This window comes from Zarconia sp. (assembly GCF_057467645.1).
Genome location: NZ_JBRJXU010000177.1, coordinates 49,649 through 72,694 on the forward strand (window position 1 = coordinate 49,649; position 23,046 = coordinate 72,694).

At 51.2% G+C, this 23,046-nt stretch carries 20 protein-coding genes; 10 read left to right on the forward strand and 10 right to left on the reverse strand.

Features of this window, described 5'->3' with window-relative positions:
• Positions 1–185: 185 nt before the first annotated feature.
• The 4 genes from AC2215_RS26405 (at position 186) to AC2215_RS26420 (ending at position 5,464) form a co-directional block, all read left to right on the forward strand.
• Complete coding sequence (locus AC2215_RS26405) at positions 186–1,793, forward strand: peptide ligase PGM1-related protein (protein WP_486813019.1); 1,608 nt, start codon at positions 186–188, stop codon at positions 1,791–1,793.
• Positions 1,794–2,235: 442 nt separating this feature from the next.
• Positions 2,236–2,691, forward strand: a complete 456-nt coding sequence (locus AC2215_RS26410; RefSeq protein ID WP_486813020.1) for a hypothetical protein — start codon at positions 2,236–2,238, stop codon at positions 2,689–2,691.
• 31 nt (positions 2,692–2,722) lie between these two features.
• Positions 2,723–3,751, forward strand: coding sequence for a phosphate ABC transporter substrate-binding protein PstS (pstS, locus tag AC2215_RS26415; protein ID WP_486813021.1), 1,029 nt, complete (start codon positions 2,723–2,725; stop codon positions 3,749–3,751).
• Positions 3,752–3,892: 141 nt separating this feature from the next.
• Entirely contained in the window at positions 3,893–5,464 is a 1,572-nt protein-coding gene (locus AC2215_RS26420; RefSeq protein ID WP_486813022.1) for an iron uptake porin, read from the forward strand.
• Here the strand turns inward: AC2215_RS26420 and AC2215_RS26425 are convergent.
• From AC2215_RS26425 to AC2215_RS26435, 3 genes are all read right to left on the reverse strand, one after another.
• Positions 5,461–6,510, reverse strand: a complete 1,050-nt coding sequence (locus AC2215_RS26425; RefSeq protein WP_486813023.1) for a Gfo/Idh/MocA family oxidoreductase — start codon at positions 6,508–6,510, stop codon at positions 5,461–5,463. The two genes, AC2215_RS26420 and AC2215_RS26425, sit on opposite strands and share 4 nt — an antisense overlap.
• 339 nt (positions 6,511–6,849) lie before the next feature.
• A complete protein-coding gene (locus tag AC2215_RS26430) occupies positions 6,850–7,200 on the reverse strand; it encodes a phenylpyruvate tautomerase MIF-related protein (RefSeq protein ID WP_486813024.1) in 351 nt (116 codons plus the stop codon).
• Between the two features lie 129 nt (positions 7,201–7,329).
• Complete coding sequence (locus AC2215_RS26435) at positions 7,330–7,635, reverse strand: hypothetical protein (protein WP_486813025.1); 306 nt, start codon at positions 7,633–7,635, stop codon at positions 7,330–7,332.
• A 407-nt stretch (positions 7,636–8,042) separates the two neighbouring features.
• On the opposite strand from AC2215_RS26435, the gene AC2215_RS26440 reads away from it, so the two are divergent.
• Complete coding sequence (locus AC2215_RS26440) at positions 8,043–8,750, forward strand: uracil-DNA glycosylase (RefSeq protein ID WP_486813026.1); 708 nt, start codon at positions 8,043–8,045, stop codon at positions 8,748–8,750.
• A gap of 82 nt (positions 8,751–8,832) precedes the next feature.
• Here AC2215_RS26440 and gshB read toward each other — a convergent pair whose 3' ends face one another.
• Positions 8,833–9,801, reverse strand: coding sequence for a glutathione synthase (gshB, locus tag AC2215_RS26445; protein WP_486813027.1), 969 nt, complete (start codon positions 9,799–9,801; stop codon positions 8,833–8,835).
• Between the two features lie 286 nt (positions 9,802–10,087).
• Here gshB and AC2215_RS26450 point away from each other — a divergent pair, with 286 nt between their 5' ends.
• Positions 10,088–10,888: a TPM domain-containing protein gene (locus AC2215_RS26450; protein WP_486813028.1), complete on the forward strand. Its 801-nt coding sequence runs from the start codon at positions 10,088–10,090 to the stop codon at positions 10,886–10,888.
• Between the two features lie 207 nt (positions 10,889–11,095).
• The gene (locus AC2215_RS26455; RefSeq protein ID WP_486813060.1) at positions 11,096–11,725 is read left to right on the forward strand and encodes a precorrin-8X methylmutase; all 630 of its coding nucleotides are present in this window, start codon (positions 11,096–11,098) and stop codon (positions 11,723–11,725) included.
• Positions 11,726–11,792: 67 nt separating this feature from the next.
• On the opposite strand, the gene AC2215_RS26460 is transcribed toward AC2215_RS26455, so the two are convergent.
• Positions 11,793–12,635, reverse strand: coding sequence for a YaaW family protein (locus tag AC2215_RS26460; RefSeq protein ID WP_486813029.1), 843 nt, complete (start codon positions 12,633–12,635; stop codon positions 11,793–11,795).
• Between the two features lie 307 nt (positions 12,636–12,942).
• On the opposite strand from AC2215_RS26460, the gene AC2215_RS26465 reads away from it, so the two are divergent.
• On the forward strand, positions 12,943–14,124 hold the full coding sequence (locus AC2215_RS26465; RefSeq protein WP_486813030.1) for an aldo/keto reductase: 1,182 nt from the start codon (positions 12,943–12,945) through the stop codon (positions 14,122–14,124).
• Between the two features lie 45 nt (positions 14,125–14,169).
• Here the strand turns inward: AC2215_RS26465 and AC2215_RS26470 are convergent, their stop codons facing one another.
• On the reverse strand, positions 14,170–14,796 hold the full coding sequence (locus AC2215_RS26470) for a TetR/AcrR family transcriptional regulator (RefSeq protein WP_486813031.1): 627 nt from the start codon (positions 14,794–14,796) through the stop codon (positions 14,170–14,172).
• Positions 14,797–14,934: 138 nt separating this feature from the next.
• Here AC2215_RS26470 and AC2215_RS26475 point away from each other — a divergent pair, with 138 nt between their 5' ends.
• The gene (locus AC2215_RS26475) at positions 14,935–15,678 is read left to right on the forward strand and encodes an SDR family oxidoreductase (RefSeq protein WP_486813032.1); all 744 of its coding nucleotides are present in this window, start codon (positions 14,935–14,937) and stop codon (positions 15,676–15,678) included.
• Between the two features lie 79 nt (positions 15,679–15,757).
• On the opposite strand, the gene AC2215_RS26480 is transcribed toward AC2215_RS26475, so the two are convergent.
• The 4 genes from AC2215_RS26480 to AC2215_RS26495 form a co-directional block, all read right to left on the reverse strand.
• The gene (locus AC2215_RS26480; protein ID WP_486813033.1) at positions 15,758–15,898 is read right to left on the reverse strand and encodes a hypothetical protein; all 141 of its coding nucleotides are present in this window, start codon (positions 15,896–15,898) and stop codon (positions 15,758–15,760) included.
• Between the two features lie 197 nt (positions 15,899–16,095).
• Positions 16,096–16,986: a PstS family phosphate ABC transporter substrate-binding protein gene (locus AC2215_RS26485; RefSeq protein WP_486813034.1), complete on the reverse strand. Its 891-nt coding sequence runs from the start codon at positions 16,984–16,986 to the stop codon at positions 16,096–16,098.
• Between the two features lie 383 nt (positions 16,987–17,369).
• Positions 17,370–18,881: a mechanosensitive ion channel domain-containing protein gene (locus AC2215_RS26490; RefSeq protein WP_486813035.1), complete on the reverse strand. Its 1,512-nt coding sequence runs from the start codon at positions 18,879–18,881 to the stop codon at positions 17,370–17,372.
• A gap of 47 nt (positions 18,882–18,928) precedes the next feature.
• On the reverse strand, positions 18,929–21,499 hold the full coding sequence (locus AC2215_RS26495; protein ID WP_486813036.1) for an adenylate/guanylate cyclase domain-containing protein: 2,571 nt from the start codon (positions 21,497–21,499) through the stop codon (positions 18,929–18,931).
• A gap of 725 nt (positions 21,500–22,224) precedes the next feature.
• Here AC2215_RS26495 and hisA point away from each other — a divergent pair.
• The gene (hisA, locus tag AC2215_RS26500; protein ID WP_486813037.1) at positions 22,225–22,998 is read left to right on the forward strand and encodes a 1-(5-phosphoribosyl)-5-[(5-phosphoribosylamino)methylideneamino]imidazole-4-carboxamide isomerase; all 774 of its coding nucleotides are present in this window, start codon (positions 22,225–22,227) and stop codon (positions 22,996–22,998) included.
• Positions 22,999–23,046 lie beyond the last annotated feature (48 nt).

Consider the following 23,046-nt stretch of genomic DNA (forward strand, 5'->3'; position numbering starts at 1 on the left):
TTTATGTTTTGTCTAGGTACGGATGTTGTAACGGATGTTGTGAATGTATCCGGGAACTGGATGCGATCGACCCCTCAGACGCGATGGTTGCCAAATAAATATAACAATTCCGGCTAATTTTCAGCTCGAATGCCTACAATCGCACTTGCGCGCGATATTACAATTATTCTCGCCCAGCAACTTCAATGGCAGCGTCTCCCCCATCTTCCACGCCACAATCCGAGCGATTTCGGCAACTCCAGGCTCAGTTACGCGATCGCTGGCAAACGATCGATCGCTTTGACTGCAACAACCACGATATTTTGGTCATTCCGTCCCTCTCTCTCGATCCTCGGGAAATGCTGAAGGTGGAAGGCGCGCACCACTATGAAGAACGGCTGCTGTTTTCCCTGATTCGCTTGTGGAACCCCCAAACTCGCCTCATTTACGTTACCTCCCAACCCCTACCGCCCATCGTCATCGACTATTATCTACAATCCCTTCCCGGTGTTCCCTTCTCCCACGCGCGCGATCGCCTGTTGCTCTTTGCCACCTACGACGCCTCCCCCAAATCCCTGACTCAGAAAATCTTAGAACGTCCGCGCCTATTGGCTCGCATCCGCCAAGCATTGCGTCGGGATCGATCCTACATGATTTGCTACAACTCCACCCCATTAGAGCGAGATTTGTCCCTGCGGTTGGAGATTCCGCTACTCGCTGCCGATCCGGATTTGCTGTACTGGGGAACCAAAAGTGGCAGTCGGCAGGTTTTTGGCGAAGCTGGAATTCCCCATCCCGACGGAAGTTTGTCGGTGGCAACAGAAGACGAACTTGCCCAAGCAGCTGCCGGTTTATGGGAGCGGCAACCCAACTTGCGGCGTATCGTCATCAAACTCAACGAGGGGTTTTCCGGGGAAGGAAATGCAGTGTTGCAGTTACCATCGATTGATGACGTTCCCTCCAGAAACCGGGTGGCGGCAATTCGCGATCGCTTCGAGTCCATGCGGTTTCAAGCGGCTGACGAAACTTGGGCGAATTTTTCGAGCCGGATTCCCGAATTAGGGGCAATTGTCGAAGCGTTCGTAGAAGGAGAAGAAAAGCGATCTCCGAGCGTGCAAGGACGAGTCACACCCCTAGGGGAGGTGGAAATTCTCTCCACCCACGACCAAATTTTAGGGGGAGCGGACGGTCAAGTGTATTTGGGATGCCGTTTCCCGGCGGATACGGTCTATCGACAGCAACTGCAAGAATTGGGGCGACGGGTGGGGCAAAGCTTAGCCCAAAAAGGCGTACTCGAAAGGTTTGGCGTCGATTTTGTTGCCGTTCGCCAAGCCGATGATTCCTGGGACTTGCAGGCGATCGAAATTAATTTGCGCAAAGGGGGAACGACGCACCCGTTTATGACCCTGAAGCTGTTAACTAGCGGTCGCTACGATGTCGCAACGGGTTTATTCTATAGCCAACAAAAACAGCCGAAGTATTATATTGCCTCGGATAATTTGCAAAAAACGACCTATCGGGGTTTGTTGCCGGAAGATTTAATGGATATTATTGCCTGCCATCGCCTGCACTTCGATAGCAGCACGGAAACGGGAACGGTGTTTCACCTGATGGGTTGCCTCTCGGAATTTGGCAAACTCGGGTTAACCTGCGTGGGGAACTCTTTGCGACAAGCTCAAGAAATTTACGATCGCGTTGAGGAGATTTTGGACGGGGAAACGCGATCGGATCGTGCTTCAGAAGAAACAGATCCCGTCGATGGAGCAATTGCGACCCAACCAGCTAATATCCCGGTCAACCCAATGAAATGGTAGGGCCTGCGGACTGTCAGTTATTGCAGTTCGCGCCGGTATCATTCCCCATTCCCCACCCTCACCCAAAACCGTCTTCTCCAAAACTGACGTTAAAAAAAGAGAAGTTTTCCAAAAATGGAAATACAGAACAAACCGATTTATATATACTACGATCGGGGTGCGCTGTGCCGGTCGTAAGAGATCCCTTTCAAACAACCGCTAAAGAATTATTCCCAACCAAGTGCGCGATCGATGCACTAGATCGCGAGCGAGCCACTCATTCTAATTGGTTCGCTCGCCGATGCGATCGTTGAGGGTGACTGTCTAAGTTGACCCTTTCAACCGCAAATGCCTCGATCGAGGGGTTCGTTCCCATTACCCCGATTCAACTCTTTCTCTCAAAAGACAAATCATGAGCTTATTGCAAAAATGTAGCCTGTCGATTGGAATTTCATTACTAGCAATGACGACTCTCTGTTCGGAGCGAGTATCCGCCCAGCAGAGTGGAGTGATTCAACGGGAAATTCCGATTGTTGATGTCCCCCTCCCAGCTCTAGCGGCAGCAAGAACGGCATCTGGATCGGAAATTACTTATGCTAAGGCTGAAATTCGAGTAGACGGACCGCTTATTTACGAGTTAGGCGGGCAAAATCAACAGGGTTACGAATTTGAAATCGATGTCACTGCGATTGGCGAAGTGGTAGAAATTGAAGAAGAAGTCGATAGCAGTGCGGTTCCCTCGCCGGTGATGCGCTCGATCGAGCGCTGGATACCTGGTTTTCAATCGACCAGTTTCTGGCGCAGCACCCGACCGAATGCCGTCTTTTACGAAGTTGTCGGTTTGTCTGCCGATAGCCTCGATCTGCACCTCGAAATCTCTCCCGATGCCAGAAGCTTCATTATTAACGTACAAGATTGAACGGCCGTTGGAAGAAATACTTTAGAAGCTCATGAGCATTTTCAACGCGGGTGACAGGTATGGGTGGTTGGGAACTTTTACCGCCGTCACCCTAACTTTGGTAAATCCAGCGGCGATCGCCCAAACCCTGACGAGTGCGGGAGATTCTTTTCCCGAACCGCTCTATCGACGTTACTTTGAGGAATACGCCGCCGACAGCGGTGTTGAAATTGAGTATGCCGCCATCGGCAGTGGGGGCGGAATTCGACGGTTTATCGATGAATCTGTCGATTTTGCCGCCAGCAGCATTCCCCCCACCCCATTAGATGCAAGCCGGATGAAGCGGGGGTTGCAACTGGTTCCCACCGCCGGCGGTGCGGTGGCGGTGATTTATAACCTCCAAAGTAGTGCCGATCGTTTCATCCCCAGCCAGGTGAGAATCTCTCGCGAGGTACTCGGCAAGATTTTTAGCGGTGAAATTACCAATTGGAAACAGATTAGTTCCAATTTGCCCAATTTAGAGATTCGGATCGTCGTTCACTCTGGCAGTAGCGGCACGAATTTCATTTTTACCCGCCATCTGAATGCGATTACCAATGGGGCGATCGCAGCAACTCAAGAACCCAATTGGGGCTTTCCAGTCATCGGAAAGTCGTCCGATAGCGACGTGGCAGCGGCTGTGAAATTGACGGAAGGGGCGATTGGCTACGTCCAAGCGAGTTTTGCCCGCGAGCAAAATGTCAAGATGGCCAAAATTGAGAATCGCGCTGGTGAATGGGTCAAACCCTCCCTGGATGAAACGAATAAAGCTCTAGCCAATGTGGTTTTCAATCCAGATTTTACCGTTGAGAATCTCAGCGATCCTGAAGAAGGTTACCCGATTGTGGGTTTAACTTGGTTATTTGTCTATCGAAGATACCCCGATGTCGCGGCCGTCGAATCTGTCATCGATTTGGTGAGTTGGATTCTCACTCAAGGGCAAACCTTTAACGAGGAATTGGAATACACGCGAATTCCCGAAGCGGTTGCCCAACAGGCGATCGAAGCGGTGAGAGGCAATGTCGCGGTCGAACCCTTTTAACAAAAACTCAGCCAACCGAAACTCAGCCATTGTCCCGGGTTTCTAACATTCAATCTGTGGTGAAAGGAGATCTACGTGAAAAACGTTGTCAGAGGCTGCTGCCTATCTGTTGTGAGTTGTCTGGTAGCAGTTTCCCCAGTTATGGCAATAACATCATCAAAAAGTGATTTTGTCAAGAGTCGGGCGCTCGAAATCGATCGAGCAACCCGAGCGCCCAAAGTGGCGCTGGAGGATTCGATCGAAGATCGCATCCCCTCCGTCGATCGACTCTCAGATGTCCAACCCATCGACTGGGCTTACCAAGCATTAAAATCTCTAGTGGAACGCTATCGCTGTCTGCGGGGGGATAGCGACGGTCGTTTTCGCGGGAACGAAGCCCTGACCCGTTTTGAGTTTGCCGCCGCCCTCAACCTGTGTTTGGATCGCGTCACCGCTCGCATCGAAGCAGCCCAAGAAGGCCGGGTGACGGCGGAAGATATGGCACTCCTGCGGCGGTTGCAAGAAGAATTTGCCAGCGAGTTGACCGCCCTACAGGGTCGAATTACCTCCCTCGAAGATCGAACCGCCGAACTGGAGGTAACCCAATTCTCCACCACAACAGTGCTGCGGGGGAGTATCGATTTCCGACTCACTAGTGCCTTTGGCGATCGCCAAGCCGTTTCATCCGGTGAAAGCCCCACCGACGATATCGATTCCATTCTCACCTTCGGCCATCGGACTCGTCTGTCCTTCGATACCAGCTTTACCGGGCGAGATCGACTGCGCACCCAACTGATTGCAGGTAACCTCAATGGTTTCGCTACGAGCGTCACGGGAACGGATATGACGCGGATTGCCGGTTCAACCAATACTGGCAATAGCTTCCGCCTCAACACGCTCATTTACGAATTTCCCGTGGGCGATCGCACCCAAGTGTCGATCGCGGCCCGGGGAGATTTTACCAGCCGCATCATCCCCAGCCTCAACCCCGTTTCCTCCATCTCCAACTTTGGGGCGGAAAGCTCCCTATTCGCCCGCGGTTTTGGTGCTGGCTTCCAAGCCTCCCATCAAATCACCGATAAAGTGGCGTTGGGTTTTAGTTATTTAGCCCTCTCCCCGGAAAATCCAGAACAGGGACTGTTCGAGAGTCAATCGCAAACGGCCGCTCAACTCACCTTTACCCCCTCCGATCGCTTGGGGATCGGATTGCTGTACGCTCGCTACTACTCTGACGAACCCGGACAGACGGTGGATCTGACGGCCAACACCGGCAGCCAATTTGCTCGATTTCCCTTTGGCGGCAGTACGGCAACCTCCTCGAACAGTTTGGGGATTGCGTCTTCCTACCAAGTGAGCGATCGCTTTTTAATGGGGGGTTGGCTGGCTTATACCAATGCCATTGCCGAATCTTCCCCCCGACGCAACGGGTTTGATGCTCCCAAGGGTGCGGATGCCGATATCTGGAGTTGGGCGGTGACGGCGGCTTTGCTCGATTTTGGTAAAGCTGGAAATCAGTTAAATTTCGTGTTTGGCGTGCCTTCTCGATTAGCGGATAACGATATTCCCGGACGGAGCGATCGGGATGTTTCCTATCATATTGAATTATCCTATCGCCATCAGGCTTCCGACAATATCTTTGTTACCCCTGGGGTTCTCCTGATTACCGATCCAGAACACAACGATGAAAACGATGCGATCTGGATCGGCTTAGTGCGTACGACATTTCGCTTCTAATCGACGCCGGATAGTTCTCGATCGCGATCGTGCCACACTTGACCATCGAGAGCCATTTGCTCGATCGAACTTGCCAAACGCAAGGCTTTAAGGGCTTGCTCGCCACCTACGGAGGGTTGATTTCCCCCGCAAACGCAATGGACGAAATGCTCTAACTCGGCATGCAGGGGTTCGATATTGCTCGTGCGCACCTTCTCGATTAACCCATCCTGACGGTACAACACCTGACCGTAGGCGGTGCGGTAGTCCGCCGTGGTTTGGCGGTGAATCAGAATTTCGTTATTGAGAAAATCCGCTTCCGTGAGGGAATTTTTGCAGTGGGCGATAATCGAACGCCGCTTGCGATGGGTGACCTTACTCGAAATTAGGGTGGCGACGATGCCGTTGGCAAATCCCAGGGTGGCGGTGACGTAATCTAAATACCCCGAATCTGAGACGCTGCTACCGCTGGCAGTTAATTTGACCACGGGTTGGGGAACCAACTCCAGCAGCAAATCGATATCGTGAATCATTAAGTCCAACACCACCGAAACATCTGCCGCGCGGTTGGTATAGGGACTCATGCGAGAGGCTTCGATCGCCAACAAATCTTCGGTTTTGAGCACGTTGCTTAATTCTGCAAACGCCGGGTTGAAGCGCTCGATGTGCCCCACTTGCAGGATACAGCCAGATTCGGCCGCCTGGTTGACGAGGGACTCTGCTTCGGCGATGCTGGCTGCGATCGGCTTTTCGATGAGAACGTGAATGCCCGCCTGCAAACACGCCATCCCCACAGAATGATGCAATCGCGTGGGAACGGCAATACAAACTGCTTCTACGTGGGGTAGCAAATCGCGGTAATCTTCAAAAAAACGGGCCCGATACTTACTCGCAGTATCGAGGCCCCGTTCGACATTGATATCGGATACTCCAACCAGTTCTACACCTTTGAGCAAGCTGAGAACTCGCGTGTGATGCTGACCCATGTTACCCACCCCAATGACTCCTATAGGAATGGGTTTCGGCGCGTTTTTAGCCCTAGAACTATTAAATTGACCTACTGACATTGCGATTGTTACTCTCTCACACTGTTATTTCCACCACCACATCGGAGCAAGTCTTTCGGTTGTGATGGATTAGCGATCTGCAACCCCAATTAACTGGGAACGGCGATCGTCAAAAAGCAATTGACTTTCCGAGATGGGGGAAGACCCAAAACCGCTGTACTGACAGAAAGCTAGGTACTTTTACCACACAGATACTAGCACAGCCTTTTGATTTGTAAAGAATTTCAAAGCACAAGTGCGATCGGGGGGTTTGGAGGCTTGGGGAGACGTTGGGGGCAACGAGCGCTAAACTTTCTCCCAATGCTCCCTTATCCCCTTATCTCAACTACCGCGTCTGAACTAAAACGTTGCCCCGTTCCAACCCCACATCGAGCGCTCGGCATCGGCAAATTCAATGTAGATGCGATTTTCGGGAACTCCCAGGCGATCGTTAATCTGGGCACAAAAGTCTTGGCTCATGGCTTGGGTGCGATCGGGGGTCATTTTACCAATACTTTTGACTTCGACGTAGCAAACGGGGTCTAACGTTCCCGCAAAGGTCATCGCCACATTCGGCTCGAATGCGGTCATGACGTAGGATTCGGGTTTGCCTAAATGTTGGGCGAGTTTGGCGGAGAGGGTTTTGAGCATTGCCTCCACGGCAGAGGTGTCCGGTGCGGCGACGGAGGTTTGGACTTTAATGAGTGGCATTTTGTAGTTACCCTAGATTTACCCGATCGTTACCCGTTACAGGCGATCGGGGACTCATTATAGGAGAGAAGCATTCGCCAGGCAACGTCACCGTTCCTACGCAGAGATGGACTCAGTCGCGAGGAATTTTCAAATCATCGTCGCAATCTGTGCGATACAGAAGCTAACAAATAAAAGTGCCATCAGGAGTAATAATGAGGCGATCGCTTTTCGGGATCGAGAAGAAGGAGCGATCGCTTCTTGGACCCAGCGCAACATCACCGAACCGAGAACGTAACTGGCGCACAAGGCTAAATACGGCCAATAGTGAGGGTTGAGTATCCAAGCCACGGACATCATTAAGGCGAGGGCAAACATCATCAACTCCACCAACATCGGCGGATTGCGTTGACCGGAAAAAATGAGGGTGTGCCACCAAAATTGCCAGAATCCCATAGATGGTCGATTGTTGAGATGACGGGGGGACGATCGAAGTTCACAAGTAATAACGCCATGTGCAACTTAATTCTCCAAAATCCTCTCCCACGGGGGGAAGGGGAAAAGGGGGATAAGTCTACTCGCTCACCATGTCGCGAGTGCAAAAAGAGCGCACACCGCGTTAATAAGTTAAAAGTAATCAGTAATAAGTTTGACCTCTGCTTACGAATTGGGTCTCAATTTTTTCTTCACGAACTCAGAGGCGCGCCTTCGATTTGATTCGGGCTTCACCTATGTTACTTATTCCTGAGCGCCCCGTTGGGCTTTGGTGAGAACGCTCCCCGAGGAGGGAACTGTGGTTGGTAAGATGAACGATGTGACTCGATCGATACCGATTTATTATCTACTTATCTTAATGTCTAATAATGGCTAACGAAGACCAGCTCAGTCTCTTTAATCTGGGCGAGGGCGCGCCAGCCCAGACCGAACCGGAAATCGATCGCGATCGCATTCCCACCGATGCGGCCGTTCCCATTCCCCCCGGAACCTACCAATCCATTGACGAACTCGCCGTTCACTGCCGCCAATGCCATCGCTGCGGCTTGGGAGAAACGCGCATCAATGCCGTGGTGGGACGGGGCAATCCCGAGGCGGATATCGTCATTGTCGGGGAAGGACCGGGGCAAAATGAAGACGAGCAGGGTAAACCCTTTGTGGGAAGGGCGGGAGACCTGTTGGAAAAAATCCTCGCCTCCGTTAAACTCAGTACCGATCGCGATGTCTACATCTGCAATACGGTGAATTGCCGACCCCCTGCCAACCGCACCCCCACGCCGGTAGAAGTGGCGGCATGCAAACCGTACCTCCTCGAACAGATTCGCATGGTCGATCCCAAAATTATCCTGATGACGGGGGCAACGGCGGTGAAAGCCCTCACGGGAGACAAGCGTGGTATTACCAAAATTCGCGGTCAGTGGACAGAATGGGAAGGGCGATTGTCGATGCCGATTCTCCATCCGGCTTATCTCCTGAGAAATCCTTCGCGGGATAAGGGCAAACCGAAGTGGCTGATGTGGCAGGATATTCAAGCTGTGCGCCAGAAACTCGACGAACTGCGTGCTGAGGGAGGATGACACGGTGACGCGGAGACGCACAGAGGGGGAGAACGCGATTCGTGAATTTTGTATATTTACGATCCTTCAACCGGATTTGATATCACCCCCTCACCTTCTCCTCCACCCAAGCGATCGTTTTTTCTCCCAACCGAACATCGTTGAGTCGATCGATTTCTCGAATGCCCGTGGGACTGGTGACGTTGACTTCCGTCAGGTAGCCGCCAATAATATCGATGCCGACGAAGTACAAACCATCGCGCCGCAAAACCGGGGCGAGTTGGGTGCAAATCTCTCGTTCGCGATCGGTAATATCAACTTTGGCTACCCGTCCGCCAACAGCCATGTTCCCGCGAAATTCGCTGCCCGTGGGAATCCGATTGACAGCCCCCAGCGGTTCTCCTTCAATCAGGATAATCCGCTTATCTCCCTCTTTCGCCTCCGGTAAAAAGACTTGTAGCATCACCGGAATTTGCCCTTGCTGGGTACTCAGTTCCACCAGGGAGTTCAAATTGCGATCGCCCGCTTCGAGAAATAAAATCCCTTCCCCGGCTTTTCCCCCCAGGGGTTTGAGGATGGCGCGTCCTTTTTTCTCCACAAACTCCCGAATCACCTGCTTATCCTGAGTGACGATGGTTTCGGGAATCGCCCCGTGGAACTGGAGGGCGTACATTTTCTCGTTGGCCGCCCGCAATCCCCTCGGTGCGTTCACCACCAGGGTTTTATCTGGGTTGACGTAATCCAAAATGTAGGTGGCGTACAAATAGGGCACGTTTACCGGGGGGTCCGTGCGCATGAAGACCGCATCCATCGTTTCTAGGGGTAAGAGGACGCGATCGCCCAGTTCGTACCATCGATCGACGCTCACCCACCGATCGTCCGCCAGTTGCACCGGCGTGATTCCCACTGGCTGCATCGTTGCCCGTGCGATACCATCAGCCACTCCCAAATCATGGGCTTGAGTTATCCACACTTCGTGCCCTCGGGCGATCGCCGCTTCCATAAATGCCACTGTCGTATCGTGGCCGGGATCGAGTCTTTCAATGGGGTCTATGATAAACGCAAATTTCACCGAACTGTCAACCTGTTGGGTAATGGCTGTTACCCATTATTCCCTACCCGTGTCGCGATCGGGGAATGGATTTGGGCGCGGGAGGAGCGTCACCGTATCCTTTCCATTCCCCGTTCCAAATTCCGCGCTTCCGAATTCCGCATTCCGAATTCGATACTTTACGATCGAGCCGGTCTTGACGTAAAGTAAACAAATGTAACAAATATGAGCAGTAAGTTAAAATACATTAAAAATTTAAAAACAATCGTAATCTATCCACTGTCGATCGAATTTTATCGGTAAAGTCATGCAGCATCGCTTCTTTCATCGTTTTTTTGCCTCCCTCGCCGCGTTTGGTATTGCATTCTCTGCCTGGGCGATCGCACCACCCGCCTATGCCTTTGACAATCCCGAACTGCTCCCAGATATCCAAACACCAATTATCGACCTAGCGGAGGCACTGACTTCGTCCCAAGAAGAACGGCTGACGGCCGACCTGGCGAAACTCGAAGCGGAAACGGGTTTCAAACTGCGAGTGCTCACTCAGTTCGATCGAACCCCCGGTCGCGCCGTCAAGAAGTTTTGGGGTTTAGATGATAAGAGCGTGTTGCTGATTGCCGACCAGCGGGGGGGCAACCTCCTCGGATTCAACGTTGGGGATGATGTCTACAATCTTCTGCCAAGAACCTTCTGGATCGAACTGCAAACCCGCTACGGCAACCAATTCTTCGTCCGCGATAACGGCGAAGACCAATCGATCCTCCAGTCGTTGAAATCCGTGGAAGGCTGCTTGAGACAAGGGGGATGTAATGTGGTTCCCGGACTACCCCGAGAGCAGTGGATTCTAACCCTAATTACCTCCGTCCTCGGGGGTTTGGTACTCGGATTTGCCGCTCAACCCCGCGATGGCAAAATTGTGGCGTGGCAGTGGGCTTTAATTTTCTCTCCCCTGTGGGGTATTCTCTTCGTTGCCTTCGGGATCGGTCCGGTGATTACTCGCACCTCTGACTGGCTGCCTCTGTGCCGGAACGTTCTCGGTTTTGCCTTAGGGGCGCTGGTTGCTTACCTGACTCCCGTCCTAGCACAATCGCCCACCTCAGAAACTTAATAGCTCGAACCCCTCAAAAGCGCTCGACTGGGGCACAGACCTGGTAAGCTGATAGCTGATACTTTTGCGCGACGAGACTCGAGCTGGGAAAAATCTCTGCAATGGATATCTTTTCCCCTTAACTAAGCTAAATTGACTCATTTTCGAGCGCAAAAGGCGGGCTTAACGCAATCCGCCCATCCTTCTGGTCACTTACCCCCAGTCAATATGGAATGGCACGTTTCAGATGCCCAAGGTCTGGCAGTTATCGATCGCGAAATCGGTTCGCACATCTTCTCTCCGGCAGAATACGAAATTGTGCGTCGGGTCATCTACAATACTGCCGATTTTGAGTACAAATCTCTGATTCGGTTCGCGGATTCAGCTTTGCAAGCGGGGGCGGCCGCACTTGCTGCCCGCACGACGATTGTCGTCGACGTACCCATGGTGCAGGTCGGCATTGCCCCTCACATCCAAACGACCTTTGCCAATCCCGTCTATTGCAGCATGGAGGCTCTCACCCGACCGCAAAAGGAAAAAACCAGTGCGGCCTGGGGAATTGAAACCTTAGCCAAGCGCTATCCCGAAGCAATTTTCGTCATCGGTCAAGCGGCCACCGCCCTTACCTCCCTGGTGGAGTTAATCGAAGCCGAAGAAATTCGTCCTGCCTTGGTTGTCGCGACTCCGGCGGGTTTTGAAGGGGTGGATGTGGTTAAAGAACGCCTCAACGACTCGATGGTTCCTCATATTCGCAGTGCCGGACGCAAGGGTTCGGCAGTCGTGGCCGTAGCCGTTCTCAACGGACTCGTCGATTTGGCTTGGCAGGCTTACGGTCAAGAAAATGGGATGGGCAGTTAGAGGGAATCTCGACGGGAGACTCGAAAATAATCAATTAACTTTAAATAACGCCTCAATAACGTCAGTTCTAAGCTGCTTCCCACTGTTCCGTACGGGTTAGGCGAATTTGTGCCAGGGCGAAAATGGTGGGAATAATGCGACCGTAATTGGTGGCGATCGCCCGCCAGCCAATATCTGCAAAAAACCACGTCCACAGTGCCGGACCGACCAATGCAAACACGCTTCGCATTGCACCGTAGCGCGCCGCACTCAACGCCATCCCCCGACGCGCGCCCTGTAGAACCACGTAGGCTTTAAACTTAGAAGCTGCCGCCGCACCGCCTCGTTTGAGAACTTCCTTCGCCATCTGATGCCGCGCGAACTGGATGGCGAACTGGCGGGCTACTTGATGAAGTAACATCGGCTGAATTACCGAACTGAGGGCCAGGGCACTTCCCCCTTTGACGAGTAACCGCATCGGATCGCGCTGTACAGAGAGGGGCAACGGTTGGGTGAGGTTGGATTTGGCAAGCGATCGCTGCACCCGTAGCGTTAAAGCTTCCTGTTCTGAAGCGGGTAACTTCTGCCATGCTTGACCGATGAGGTGGAGAAAGACTTCCGCTTCTAAATCGATAGTGGAGAGGTTTTCGGAATAGGGGATTTTAAGGTAGCGACACACTTGAATTAAGGCTTGACGGTAGGTCACTCGATCGGAACGACCCCTTAAAACGGTAAAACCATCCGCTGCCAGGAAGCGAAATCGATCTTCGAGGGTTTCGATCCAAATCCCTCGACTTTGACTTTGTAAATCGATCGGGTCGGGTGCGCTGAGATAATCGAGGGGATTGAACCGAGGTTGAAACAAAATTTGTGTCAACCCCTGCAATTCTTCGTCGTTTGCCAACTCCAGAGCAGCTCTTAATTCGTTCACGGTGTTCCTTTTCAACCCCAGGGTGAAGTGTCTGTCTTTGATTTCATGTTTAATATTCTAGCGGAACCGATCGAACTAGCCATCGCCCCTGTAGCTCGCCCATCGGTCACCTCTAAAAGAGAAGATTTCCCAATCAAATCAATTATTCCCCCCCTTTCCCTTAACCCTTCCCCCTTTAACCCTTTTTCAACACACGTCTAGTTGGGATATCCCACACCGTAGATCCAAAAACCGCCATAGCCCCACGGTCGGGGGTACGCTACACTGCCAAAAGTTTCGCTCGATTGTTTACCCCATCGCCCTGAAGATGCTATACCGAAAATTTGGGAGAACTCAACTCCAAATGCCTGTTTTTTCCTGCGGTGGAATGCGCTACCAGCATTCTTGGAAAGACGTTCCCCCGATCGTGATTCCCGCGGAGAATCAGCGGAATTTAGATGCCACGATTCGGAGATCGCTCGACCTGGGAATCAATCATATCGAAACGGCTCGCGGCTACGGAACTTCGGAAATTCAATTGGGGAAAGTCCTGCCGAAACTCCCCCGAGAAAAACTTATCGTTCAAACGAAAGTTTCACCCAAAGCCGATCCGAAAGAATTTCGCAAAAATCTCGATAAATCTCTGAATAATTTAAATCTCGATTATATTGATTTATTGGGAATTCATGGAATTAATACCCCGGATTTAATCGAATATAGCGTGCGTCCGGGGGGCTGCTTAGATGAGGTTAAAAAACTACAGGAGCAAGGTCGAATTCGATTCGTCGGTTTTTCTACCCACGGACCGACAGATGTTATTGTCAAGGCGATTGAAACCGATCGATTCGACTACGTTAACCTCCACTGGTACTATATCAATCAATTCAACTGGCCGGCCATCGAAGCCGCAAACCGCCACGATATGGGGGTATTTATTATCAGCCCTTCGGATAAAGGCGGCAAACTCTACGCGCCGCCTCCAAAACTCGTCGAACTGTGCCAACCTTTAAGCCCAATGGTATTTAACGATCTATTTTGTTTGAGCCATCCACAAGTTCATACCCTCAGTTTAGGGGCAGCTCGACCGAGCGACTTTGACGAACATTTAAAAGTCTTACCGTTATTAGAACGCGCCAATGAAGTTCTGCCGCCGATTTTAGAAAAATTGGAAGGAGAAGCGATAAAAATATTAGGAGAAGATTGGGTTAAAACCTGGCATCTTGGCTTGCCAAAACCCGAAGAAACTCCCGATGGGATTAATATTAAAACCATTCTCTGGCTGCGCAATTTAACCCTCGCTTACAATATGGTTGAGTATGCTAAAGCGCGCTATAATTTGCTGGGAAATGGCGGGCATTGGTTCCCCGGCAATCGAGCGGCGAGCGCGGGGAATTTCGACCTGAGCAAATGTTTGGCAAACAGTCCCCATGCCGATCGCATTCCCAGCTTTCTTGCCGAAACCCATCAAATACTCGGAGGAACCACGCAAAAACGTCAATCGCAACAGTAATATCGAGTTGGGTTGAATACTTACAATGACCGTTGTGGTGAGAATTTACCGTGACGCAGTATGAGCCTGCGTTTTCTTCAAGGGAATTTTCCAACTTTGTATCAAGTCGATCGCGATCCGGACTGCACCTTGAGAGGCTCGTTTATCCCCAGCGAACCGATTGACGATATTGAAACCACTCATTGCACTCATTAAGTAGTCCACACAGTCTCCTAAATTGAGATCGGCTCGAATTTCTTGGCGTTGTTGCGCTCTTTGCAATGCTCCGGTTAGGGTCTGTTTGGTGTATTGCAGGTGAGATTGAACCCGAGTCTGCACCTCATTCCCGATTTGCGGTCCTTCCAAAATCATGTTGACAACCAAACAACCATAGCAAGATTCAGAGAACCCACGACTCGGGTCTGAAAAACTTTGTAGCAATGTTTCGATCGCATCGATTCCACCATCATCGAGGATGCGATCGAAAAACTGTTGGACTCGTTCCATGTAGAGCGTCAAGCTGGCGAGTAGCAGTCCTTCTTTATCTTGGAAAGTACTGTAAATGCTAAAGCGAGTAATCCCGAGTGCTTGTTCGAGATCGCGAATCGAGGTGGTTTCATAGCCGTACTGCCAGAAGGTCATCATCGCTTTCTGGAGCACTTGGCTGGGGTCGAATGCTTTAGTTCTGGGCATCAGAGCACTCCCGATCGAAAAAAAACGAAACTGTACTTGACAGTATATCAAAATGAACGTTATGTTATTTATATCAAAACGATCGTTTTGAATTACGGGTCAATTTTTCACTCATTCATTCTTTTCTCGGAGTATCCCATGAGCTATGACATTCAAGGCAAAACTATCCTCATCACCGGTGCAAATCGCGGTATCGGTCGCGTGATGGTCGAGTCCTTCATCGAACAGGGTGCGGCAAAAGTGTATGCAGCCGTTCGCAGCCTTGAGAGTGCATCTCCCCTGGTGGAAAAATATGGAGATCGAGTGGTTCCGATTCACATCGATTTGGGGAATCGTGCGTCTATTGCAGCGGCGGCCGAAACGGCCCAAGACGTCGAGGTGGTTATCAACAATGCTGGTGTTCTCAAAACATCAACACCCCTCAACGAGTATGCGATCGCATCCATCGAATTTGAGATGAACATTAACGTTTACGGACTCATTCACATGGCTCAAGCATTTGCGCCAGTTCTCAAAGCAAATGGCGGTGGAGTTTTCGCTCAGCTCAACTCGATCGTTTCGATGAAAACATTCTCAAACTTTACGACTTATTCCGCATCCAAAGCCGCGTCATATTCGATTACCCAAGGATTACGGGATTTACTGAGCGAACAGGGAACCATTGTCTTGAGCGTTCATCCAGGTCCCATTGCCACGGATATGGGGGATGCCGCAGGACTCACAGAAATTGCCGAACCGCCCTCCCTCGTCCCCGAAGCCATAATCGCAGCCTTGAAAGCTGGGGAATTTCATGTTTTTCCCGACTCCATGGCCAAGCAAATCGGGAGTGCGTACGATAGCTTTGCCAAAAACGTCGTAGAGGCCAGTATTTCCGAAGGCTAAGGCGATGGGGGGAGACACGGAGACACGAGGACGCGGTGACGCGGGGAGGGAAGATCTGACAGGTGTAGATTTTTGACAATTAGGAGGAGTTGTGGACAAAAAAAGAGTCCATCGGGGTGTGAGGAAAATGCCGCCAAGGAGAAAGGCGAATGGGCAGATTGTTGAGCAAATTGGCAATGCCTGCGTTCGATCGCATCATTGCTCGAAAAGCCAATGGCATAGCTGACTCGAGAACGTTCGCACACCCGGAGAATTTCGGGTCCCCGCATCGGCTCGCAAGAGAATCGAGACCTTGGGGCAGGCAATCGTGGTGGAGGAGTGAATGGACAATGGACAATTGACAATGGGTTAATTGCAACGATCTTTCCCCACACCCCACACCCTACACCCCATACCCTACACCCCTCTCACCGCAGCTTACTCGATCGCCTCTAGCCAGGTCGTTCTCGATCGGTTGAGATCCGACAAACTCAGGGGAAACAAACCCACATCCTCGATTTCTTTATTGACGTGGGCGAGGTAGAAATGAATAAAGGCGATCGCCTGGGACTGTTGTTGGAGTTGGTTGGCATCAGTATAGAGATACAGTTTCCGAGTCAGCGGATAGGTTCCGTTTTCGACAGTATCGCGATCGATCGCCACCCCCTCCACCGAAACCAGACGAAACGCGCGAGCCGCCTGTTGGTACGCCGAATAATTCAAAAACCCCACCCCGTGGCGTGCCGTACTCAGTTCTTGAATCAGCGGTGCGTTGAATTGGAAAAACGCGGTATTTGGTGCGTTCAGTACCGACTCTGCATTCCCCTCAAACACCTTCTCGACCATCAAATCCACCGATGGCGATTTCGGACCGATAGCAAATCGCTCGATCGCAACATCGGGCCAATCCGAGTTCGCCTCCGACCATTTGCGAGCGGATATGACATCAGCTAGCTCGGAGAGCGAGACATTTTTCACGAACGCATCCAGCCGATTCACCGCAATTGCCAATGCATCTTGCGCGATTTCCAATTCGAGCGGTTGGCGACCCTCCTCTTCGCACGCAATTCGTTCCCCTTCGGTCATCGGACGAGTCACTGTCACCAAATCGAACGTTCCCTTTTGGCACAATCCTCGAATCGCTGAGGTTGAGTCCATTTCGTTTAAATCGATGGTTCCGGCATAACCTTCTCGAATAAAACGCCGATAAATCCGCTCGTTGAGGGGATCGATGCTCGTCGCGCCCGCCAGCACCAGGTCTCCATCAACTTCCAGGGGAACCACCGCCGGCAATGGCATCCCTTCATTCTCCTTCCAGGCAGACTGCACCTTCACTCGACCTGGCAGATCTGATTCTGAGCTTAATGGCTCTAGTGGGGCAACCGCTTCGACAAACCGAACGTAGGGATCTTTCGGATTCTCCTCGTTGGGTTCGAAATTCTCTGATTCCAGACTTTGAAGGTTACACGACATGGGCAACAACATCAGGAGAACGAATAGACTTCTCCGGACAAGGGGGAAGGGGGAAGGGTTAAGGGGAAAAGCCAGAAGAAATTCATGATTTCGGTATAGAAATTGTAGGCATTTTTGATTTCTGGAGATGTCTAATAGATAGCGATAGGAGCGAGCTATCCACCGGTTCCGCATGGGTTTTGCGAATGGATGCCGAGGATCGTTCGCGATCGTCTCAACTTTTGCTTTCACGGGTCTTGTCATTCCTTTCCCTTCTGGTGCGTCAGCCGCTCTAGCAAGGAGCGTTCCTCCAAGGGCACCTTGCCGTTTTTACCGGCTTCTAATGCATTCTCGAGATTCTGAATCCGATGGAGCGATCGCTTGCGCTCTTCAATAAAGCCGTTCATTTCTTGGGTAAAGCGAGGGCTGCTGTCGATCGCCCGTCGAGCCAATTCCGGATACACGATAATCACTTCCACATCCTGGGTGGCGATCGCCGAAACGGGACTGGGTTCTCCCAGCAGCGCCATTTCGCCGAAGAAACTGCCCGGAAATACCCGATCGATGTCCTGTTCGGTACCCCGAAAATCCTGTGCCGTCAGCTTCACCTCTCCAACTTGGAGGATATATAATCCCTCATCCGGTTCTCCAGCCACAATAATCTGTTCCCCGACTCCGTAGGATTTCACCTTCACTTCCTCAATGAGATTGTCGAGAACCGCTGGGTTGAGAGCACTCAGATAGGGAAGCGAGCGCAGATAGTCCGCAATTTGCAATTGTTTTGCGGAGGCTGCCTCAAGCAGGCTTTGTTTGGAGGGAGGATCTTGCTCTGCAACCGGCATCGTCAACCCATATCGCTTTGCCGCGTAGTAAATGCGAGCTTTGATTTTGGCTGTAATTTCCCACTCTTGCATCGTAGAGGTTTGTATCCACAACTCATAGGTGGTCCAGTAGTCGTCATAAGAACTCAGAGACGGAAAGACATTCAGAACCCCATCAATACCCACCGTGGCGTTTTCGAGAGCCTCCAGCACCCGATTGGGCGGATCGTTGCGATCGAATCCTACCTCGATCGCACTCCACACAAGCCCCGAAACCTCGGGCGTCGAGGGATACTTTTTGATGGTCGCGCCCCCCAAAACTCCGTTGGGAATCTCGTAAGTATCGCCAATAAACGTCTTCAGTATCACCGATCTCCAGGTAATATCGATCGCTCGACCCTTAATCCCATCCACCTCAATCCAGTCTCCCACCTCGAACGGTTTGGAAGCCAAGAGTAAAAAGCCCGAGACCAGGTTACTCAAGGTATCTTGCAGCGCAAAGGCGATGGCTAAAGACCCTACCCCCAGGGCCGTGGTGATGCCCTTAATATCAACAGTCCAAATCGATCCGAGGACGTGGGCGGTAATTCCCAACACCACCAAACCTCGGAGGGCTTGGAATAAGAGGTTGGGTATCTGAATTTGAAACGTACCGGGTTCGCGAGTGGTCAATACGGCATTGAGCAAAGCCAACAACGTGACGATAACAGCGATCCAAAATCCAGTTTCTACCAACTTCAGGGCAAGGAAGGTATCCGGTAGCTGCAATAGCCGTTCCATCACCACCAAAATAGCCGCCGATGGCAACAGATATCCGCGCAGATGGCGCAAGACGGATGTGAGCCGACTTCCCCGACTCTCAAAAAGATGAATGCTCTCTCCGAGAACGATCGCCAATGTCGGAACACCTAAAATAATGACGAGTCCCCAAAATACAATTGATGTGTCCATCAGATGCTAAGCTCCCTCAAGGCGCTCGTTAACTAAATTCTCTTCCATTAAGCTTCGGTCGCCTCCACAGTCAGGGATGGCTCGCGCTCGACACGCTCTTCTTCAAGATGGTCTTTGTCAAAATCTTTGCCCGAATCCAACGATGCCTCTCGCATCGCACCGCTCAAGAGGGTATAGGTGTTAACCCAGGCTTTTTTGATGCTGGGGGTGAAGTTATCCCCGAGTTTTTGTTGGAGTGCCCACAACAGCACCTCGCCGACGGTTTGGTAATGTTTTTCTTCCACGCCACGGTCCGCGTACTGGCGGCCGAGGTCTTGAATCACGGGCAACAGTTTATCTAAATTGCTTAAGCCATTGACAGCGATTTGTAAGGTTGAGGCAAATTTCCGTTGCTGTACCGAAATGTCTTCGTCGAAGAGAGGGCGGATTTCCGGAGCCATTTCAAACAACCGGTCGTAGAAGAGCTTGGCAGTGGATTCGATCTGAGGCAGCAACTGAGTCAAGGAAGTTTGCACCAGACTCGCTTGTTGGGAGAAGGTACTGACTGGGGTAATTAAACTCCAAGTGGGCAGTTCTCCCACATCTTCAATTTCAATGGGTTGGTAGCGGGCAAATAGATATTGTTCTTCGAGGCGATCGCGCACCGACTGGGTGACTAAGATATTGTTTGCAGTTGCTCGATAGGAGAGTTGAGTGACCGTGCTGATGGTTTCGCCCCACAGTTTATAGACAAACTTCTTCGAGCCGACAATTCCTCCCTCGAGGGAACCGCAGTCAATACCGCCGTGCAAACTCAGTTCGAGCTCGAATTCCTGGTTCGCCCCTTGCAGGATTTCGAGCATTTCCAGGGCTAGCTTCATCGTCCGCTCGCTACTATCGAGATAGGCTTTGGACAAGCCGCAGATCGCCAGGTAAGTGGGGCTAATGGTATTTTGTCGCTCCAAGCCCAATTGCTCGGCTTTCTGGTCAAACTCATCGACGAGTCGATTCAAAATCGTATCGACCTCTGCGCTCGAAAGGTGTTGGGAAGCTTTCGCCAGACCGCCGAGTCGAACAAATAGAACTGTGGCTTGAGCGATCGAATCGACAATTTGCGTTTCTCCTTGCTGCACTCGTTCTACCACTCGATCGGGCAACAGATTCAGCAGTAGGGCTTCGTTCTCTTCTTTTTTGCGAGCGACTAACGTGGTTTGAGTTCTCAAATCCCGTGCCATGCCTTCAATGGCTCTGCCCAACTCGCCAAACTCATCTTCCGTATTCAGATTCACGGCCACATCTCGATCTCCCTCGGTCACTTGACGGGCGGCGCGACTGAGGGTTTCGATGGGCTTGACAAAGATTTGCGCCGCTAAGTTGGAGATGAAGGTAATGGCCAGGATGAGAATGGCAGCCAAAATAATCAGGTAAACTTGCAGGGTATCGAGGGGTTCAAAGGCTTCGGCGCGATCGATTTCTGCAAGAATTCCCCATTCGAGTCCTTCTACGTTCAACCGGGAGAAGGAACTGAGGACGCGAACGCCGCGATAGTCATCGACGATCGTCGTGCCCGACTCTCCAGTAATGGCCGAGCGAGCAGCTTCGGTTTCTACCGGTTGCAGGAGAATGGAGGTATTCAATCGTTTAATCAGGTCGATGGTTTGGCTCGAAATCCCAGCATCGTGCAAATCGGCTTCGTATCCTTCGGGATCTTGAATCAAAAATCGAGAAATCGATCGCATCAATAAATCCGCACCCACCAGGTACACTTCCCCGGTTTTACCCAAACCATTTTTTTCCCAGTTTTGGTTCCCCGTCATCACGTTATTGATGTTATCCACGGGCAACTGCACCGCGAGAATTCCCACGATATGGGGACCGTTATAAATCGGGGCGGCAAAGAATGCAGCCGGTGCGCCGTAGGAGGGAACGTAGGGTTTGAAATCTACCACTTGTACGAACCGCTGACCGGGATTATCTCGCACTTTCTCGATGGCACTGGCAAGATTGCTGCGTCGGTACGGGCCGCGATCGAGACTGGTGGCATAGTCGGTTTCTTTGTACACCGAGTAGACAATTTCCCCGGTCTCGAAATCCACTAAAAATAAATCGTAGTAGCCAAATTTCTGAATTAAATTGCGAAATAGGGGATGATATTTTTGGTGAGCGCTGCTATATTGGCTACCATCTTTGGCATCGGTTAGTTCGTCTTTTTCCCCGACCGGTGATGGATTGCCGGCCAGGTAGAGATCTTGAAGGTACAAACCGGCTTGAGTCGTCGGTCGGTAGTTGGAAAAAACCTGCTCTCCTTGAATATTTTCTGAGAGTCTGGGAAAGAATTCTTGAGTGTAGTAGTTTTCGATTTTTTGAGCGGTTTCTGCAGAAATCACCTCATTTTGCAGCTCTTTAAAGGCAGAGTTAAAATTCACCATGGCCGAGACCACCATCCGATCTTCACTGAGGGTTTCTACGTGATTGCGCAGAATTCTCATGTAAGATTCAATTTGATTTCCCTTGGAGGCTCGGACGCTGGTGAGTCGATCGAAAGTTTGAGTGGTGAAGGTACTTCTAAATCGCAACCAACTCAACAATCCCGCAATCAGCAGCGATCCTAAACTGACCCCTAAGAGTAGGGCCATCATCCGAGACTTAATACTGAGCTTATTCAGAAACAACACCGAAGCTAAATCCCTTATTATAATAAACTTTTAAATCTGTCTCGATTTATTTTTGTAAAGTCTACCGTTAACCCAATTATTCTGTTTCGTGTTGGGCTGACTGGTCTTTATAGAAGGCCAAGAAAAAAGCGCGATGAGAAGAAAATATCATAAAAATCGTGAATTGAAAGATTCATCGGTGTCAAGATATCGCAATTCTCGCCTCTTATGAGGTATACCCAAATTCTATTTTCCATTCCCTATTCCCCATTCCCCATTCCCCATTCCCCGTTCCCTGTACCCTAAAACCAGAAACTCTGTACCTCATGAGTATGAGAACCGCTACATTAATTGAGTGCATTCGTGCAACGCGATCGATCCCAAATCAGAGATCCGCACTGTAACCCCCGATCTCGAGACCGTCTAAACTCCAATCGCGATCGCTCGTGCCATCCCATCTCACCGGCCAGTCCCCCCGGGTGGGTAACCCTTTAAACCTTGAAAACTTGGTAAGATCGAACCCAGAACGTACTAAACTCTAAACTTAAACCAACCTATTTAAAACATTTGGCAAACAACCGGCACAACGGCAGCGCCGGCGCTATCCACTAAAGATAGCCCGATGCGCAAGCCAGAGAACTTGGGTCTGATGTCGAGGGTTCTAAATTGAAAATAGGGTCGAGATCGAGTGACGAGGCGATCGAACGTATATGCATATTATTCCAGCGATTGATTTACTAGAGGGACGCTGCGTCCGTCTGTATCAGGGAGACTACAATCGCTCTGAGACTTTTAACGACGATCCCATCGCTGTTGCCAACCAGTGGGTGGAACGAGGGGCGCAATGGTTACATTTGGTCGATCTCGATGGTGCGAAGGTCGGTCAACCGAGAAATCAAGAAATCGTAGCCGAGATTGCCCGCACGGTACCCGTGCCCGTTCAGGTAGGGGGTGGGCTGCGCGATCGCACCAGTGTCGAAAATTTATTGTCTTTAGGGGTAGAGCGAGTTATCCTCGGGACGATCGCGGTCGAACAACCGGATTTAGTCGCCGAGCTGTGTCGGGAGTTTCCCGGCAAAATTGTTGTTGGCATCGATGCCCGGAACGGACGGGTGGCAACACGGGGGTGGTTGGAAACTTCTGAAGTCCTGGCAACGGATCTAGCGGCGCAAATGGCGGGTTTGGGTGCGGCGGCGATCGTCTACACGGACATCCATCGGGATGGAACCCTCAGCGGTCCGAATTTAGATGCGCTGCGGCAGTTGGCTGGGGCGATCGATATTCCGATTGTGGCCTCGGGGGGGGTGAGTTCGATTACGGATTTGCTGAGTTTATCGGCTCTCGAGCCGCAAGGTGTGACGAGTGTTATTGTCGGACGAGCGCTCTATACGGGTGATGTGTCTCTCGAAGAAGCGCTAAAAGCCGTCGGACCGGCTCGCATTCTAGACGTTCCTCCGGATTTTGGATCGTCGACTTGGGCTTAGAAAATTGGTGAAGGCACTCGATTCTCCGTTGAACTTTTGTTTAGCGAG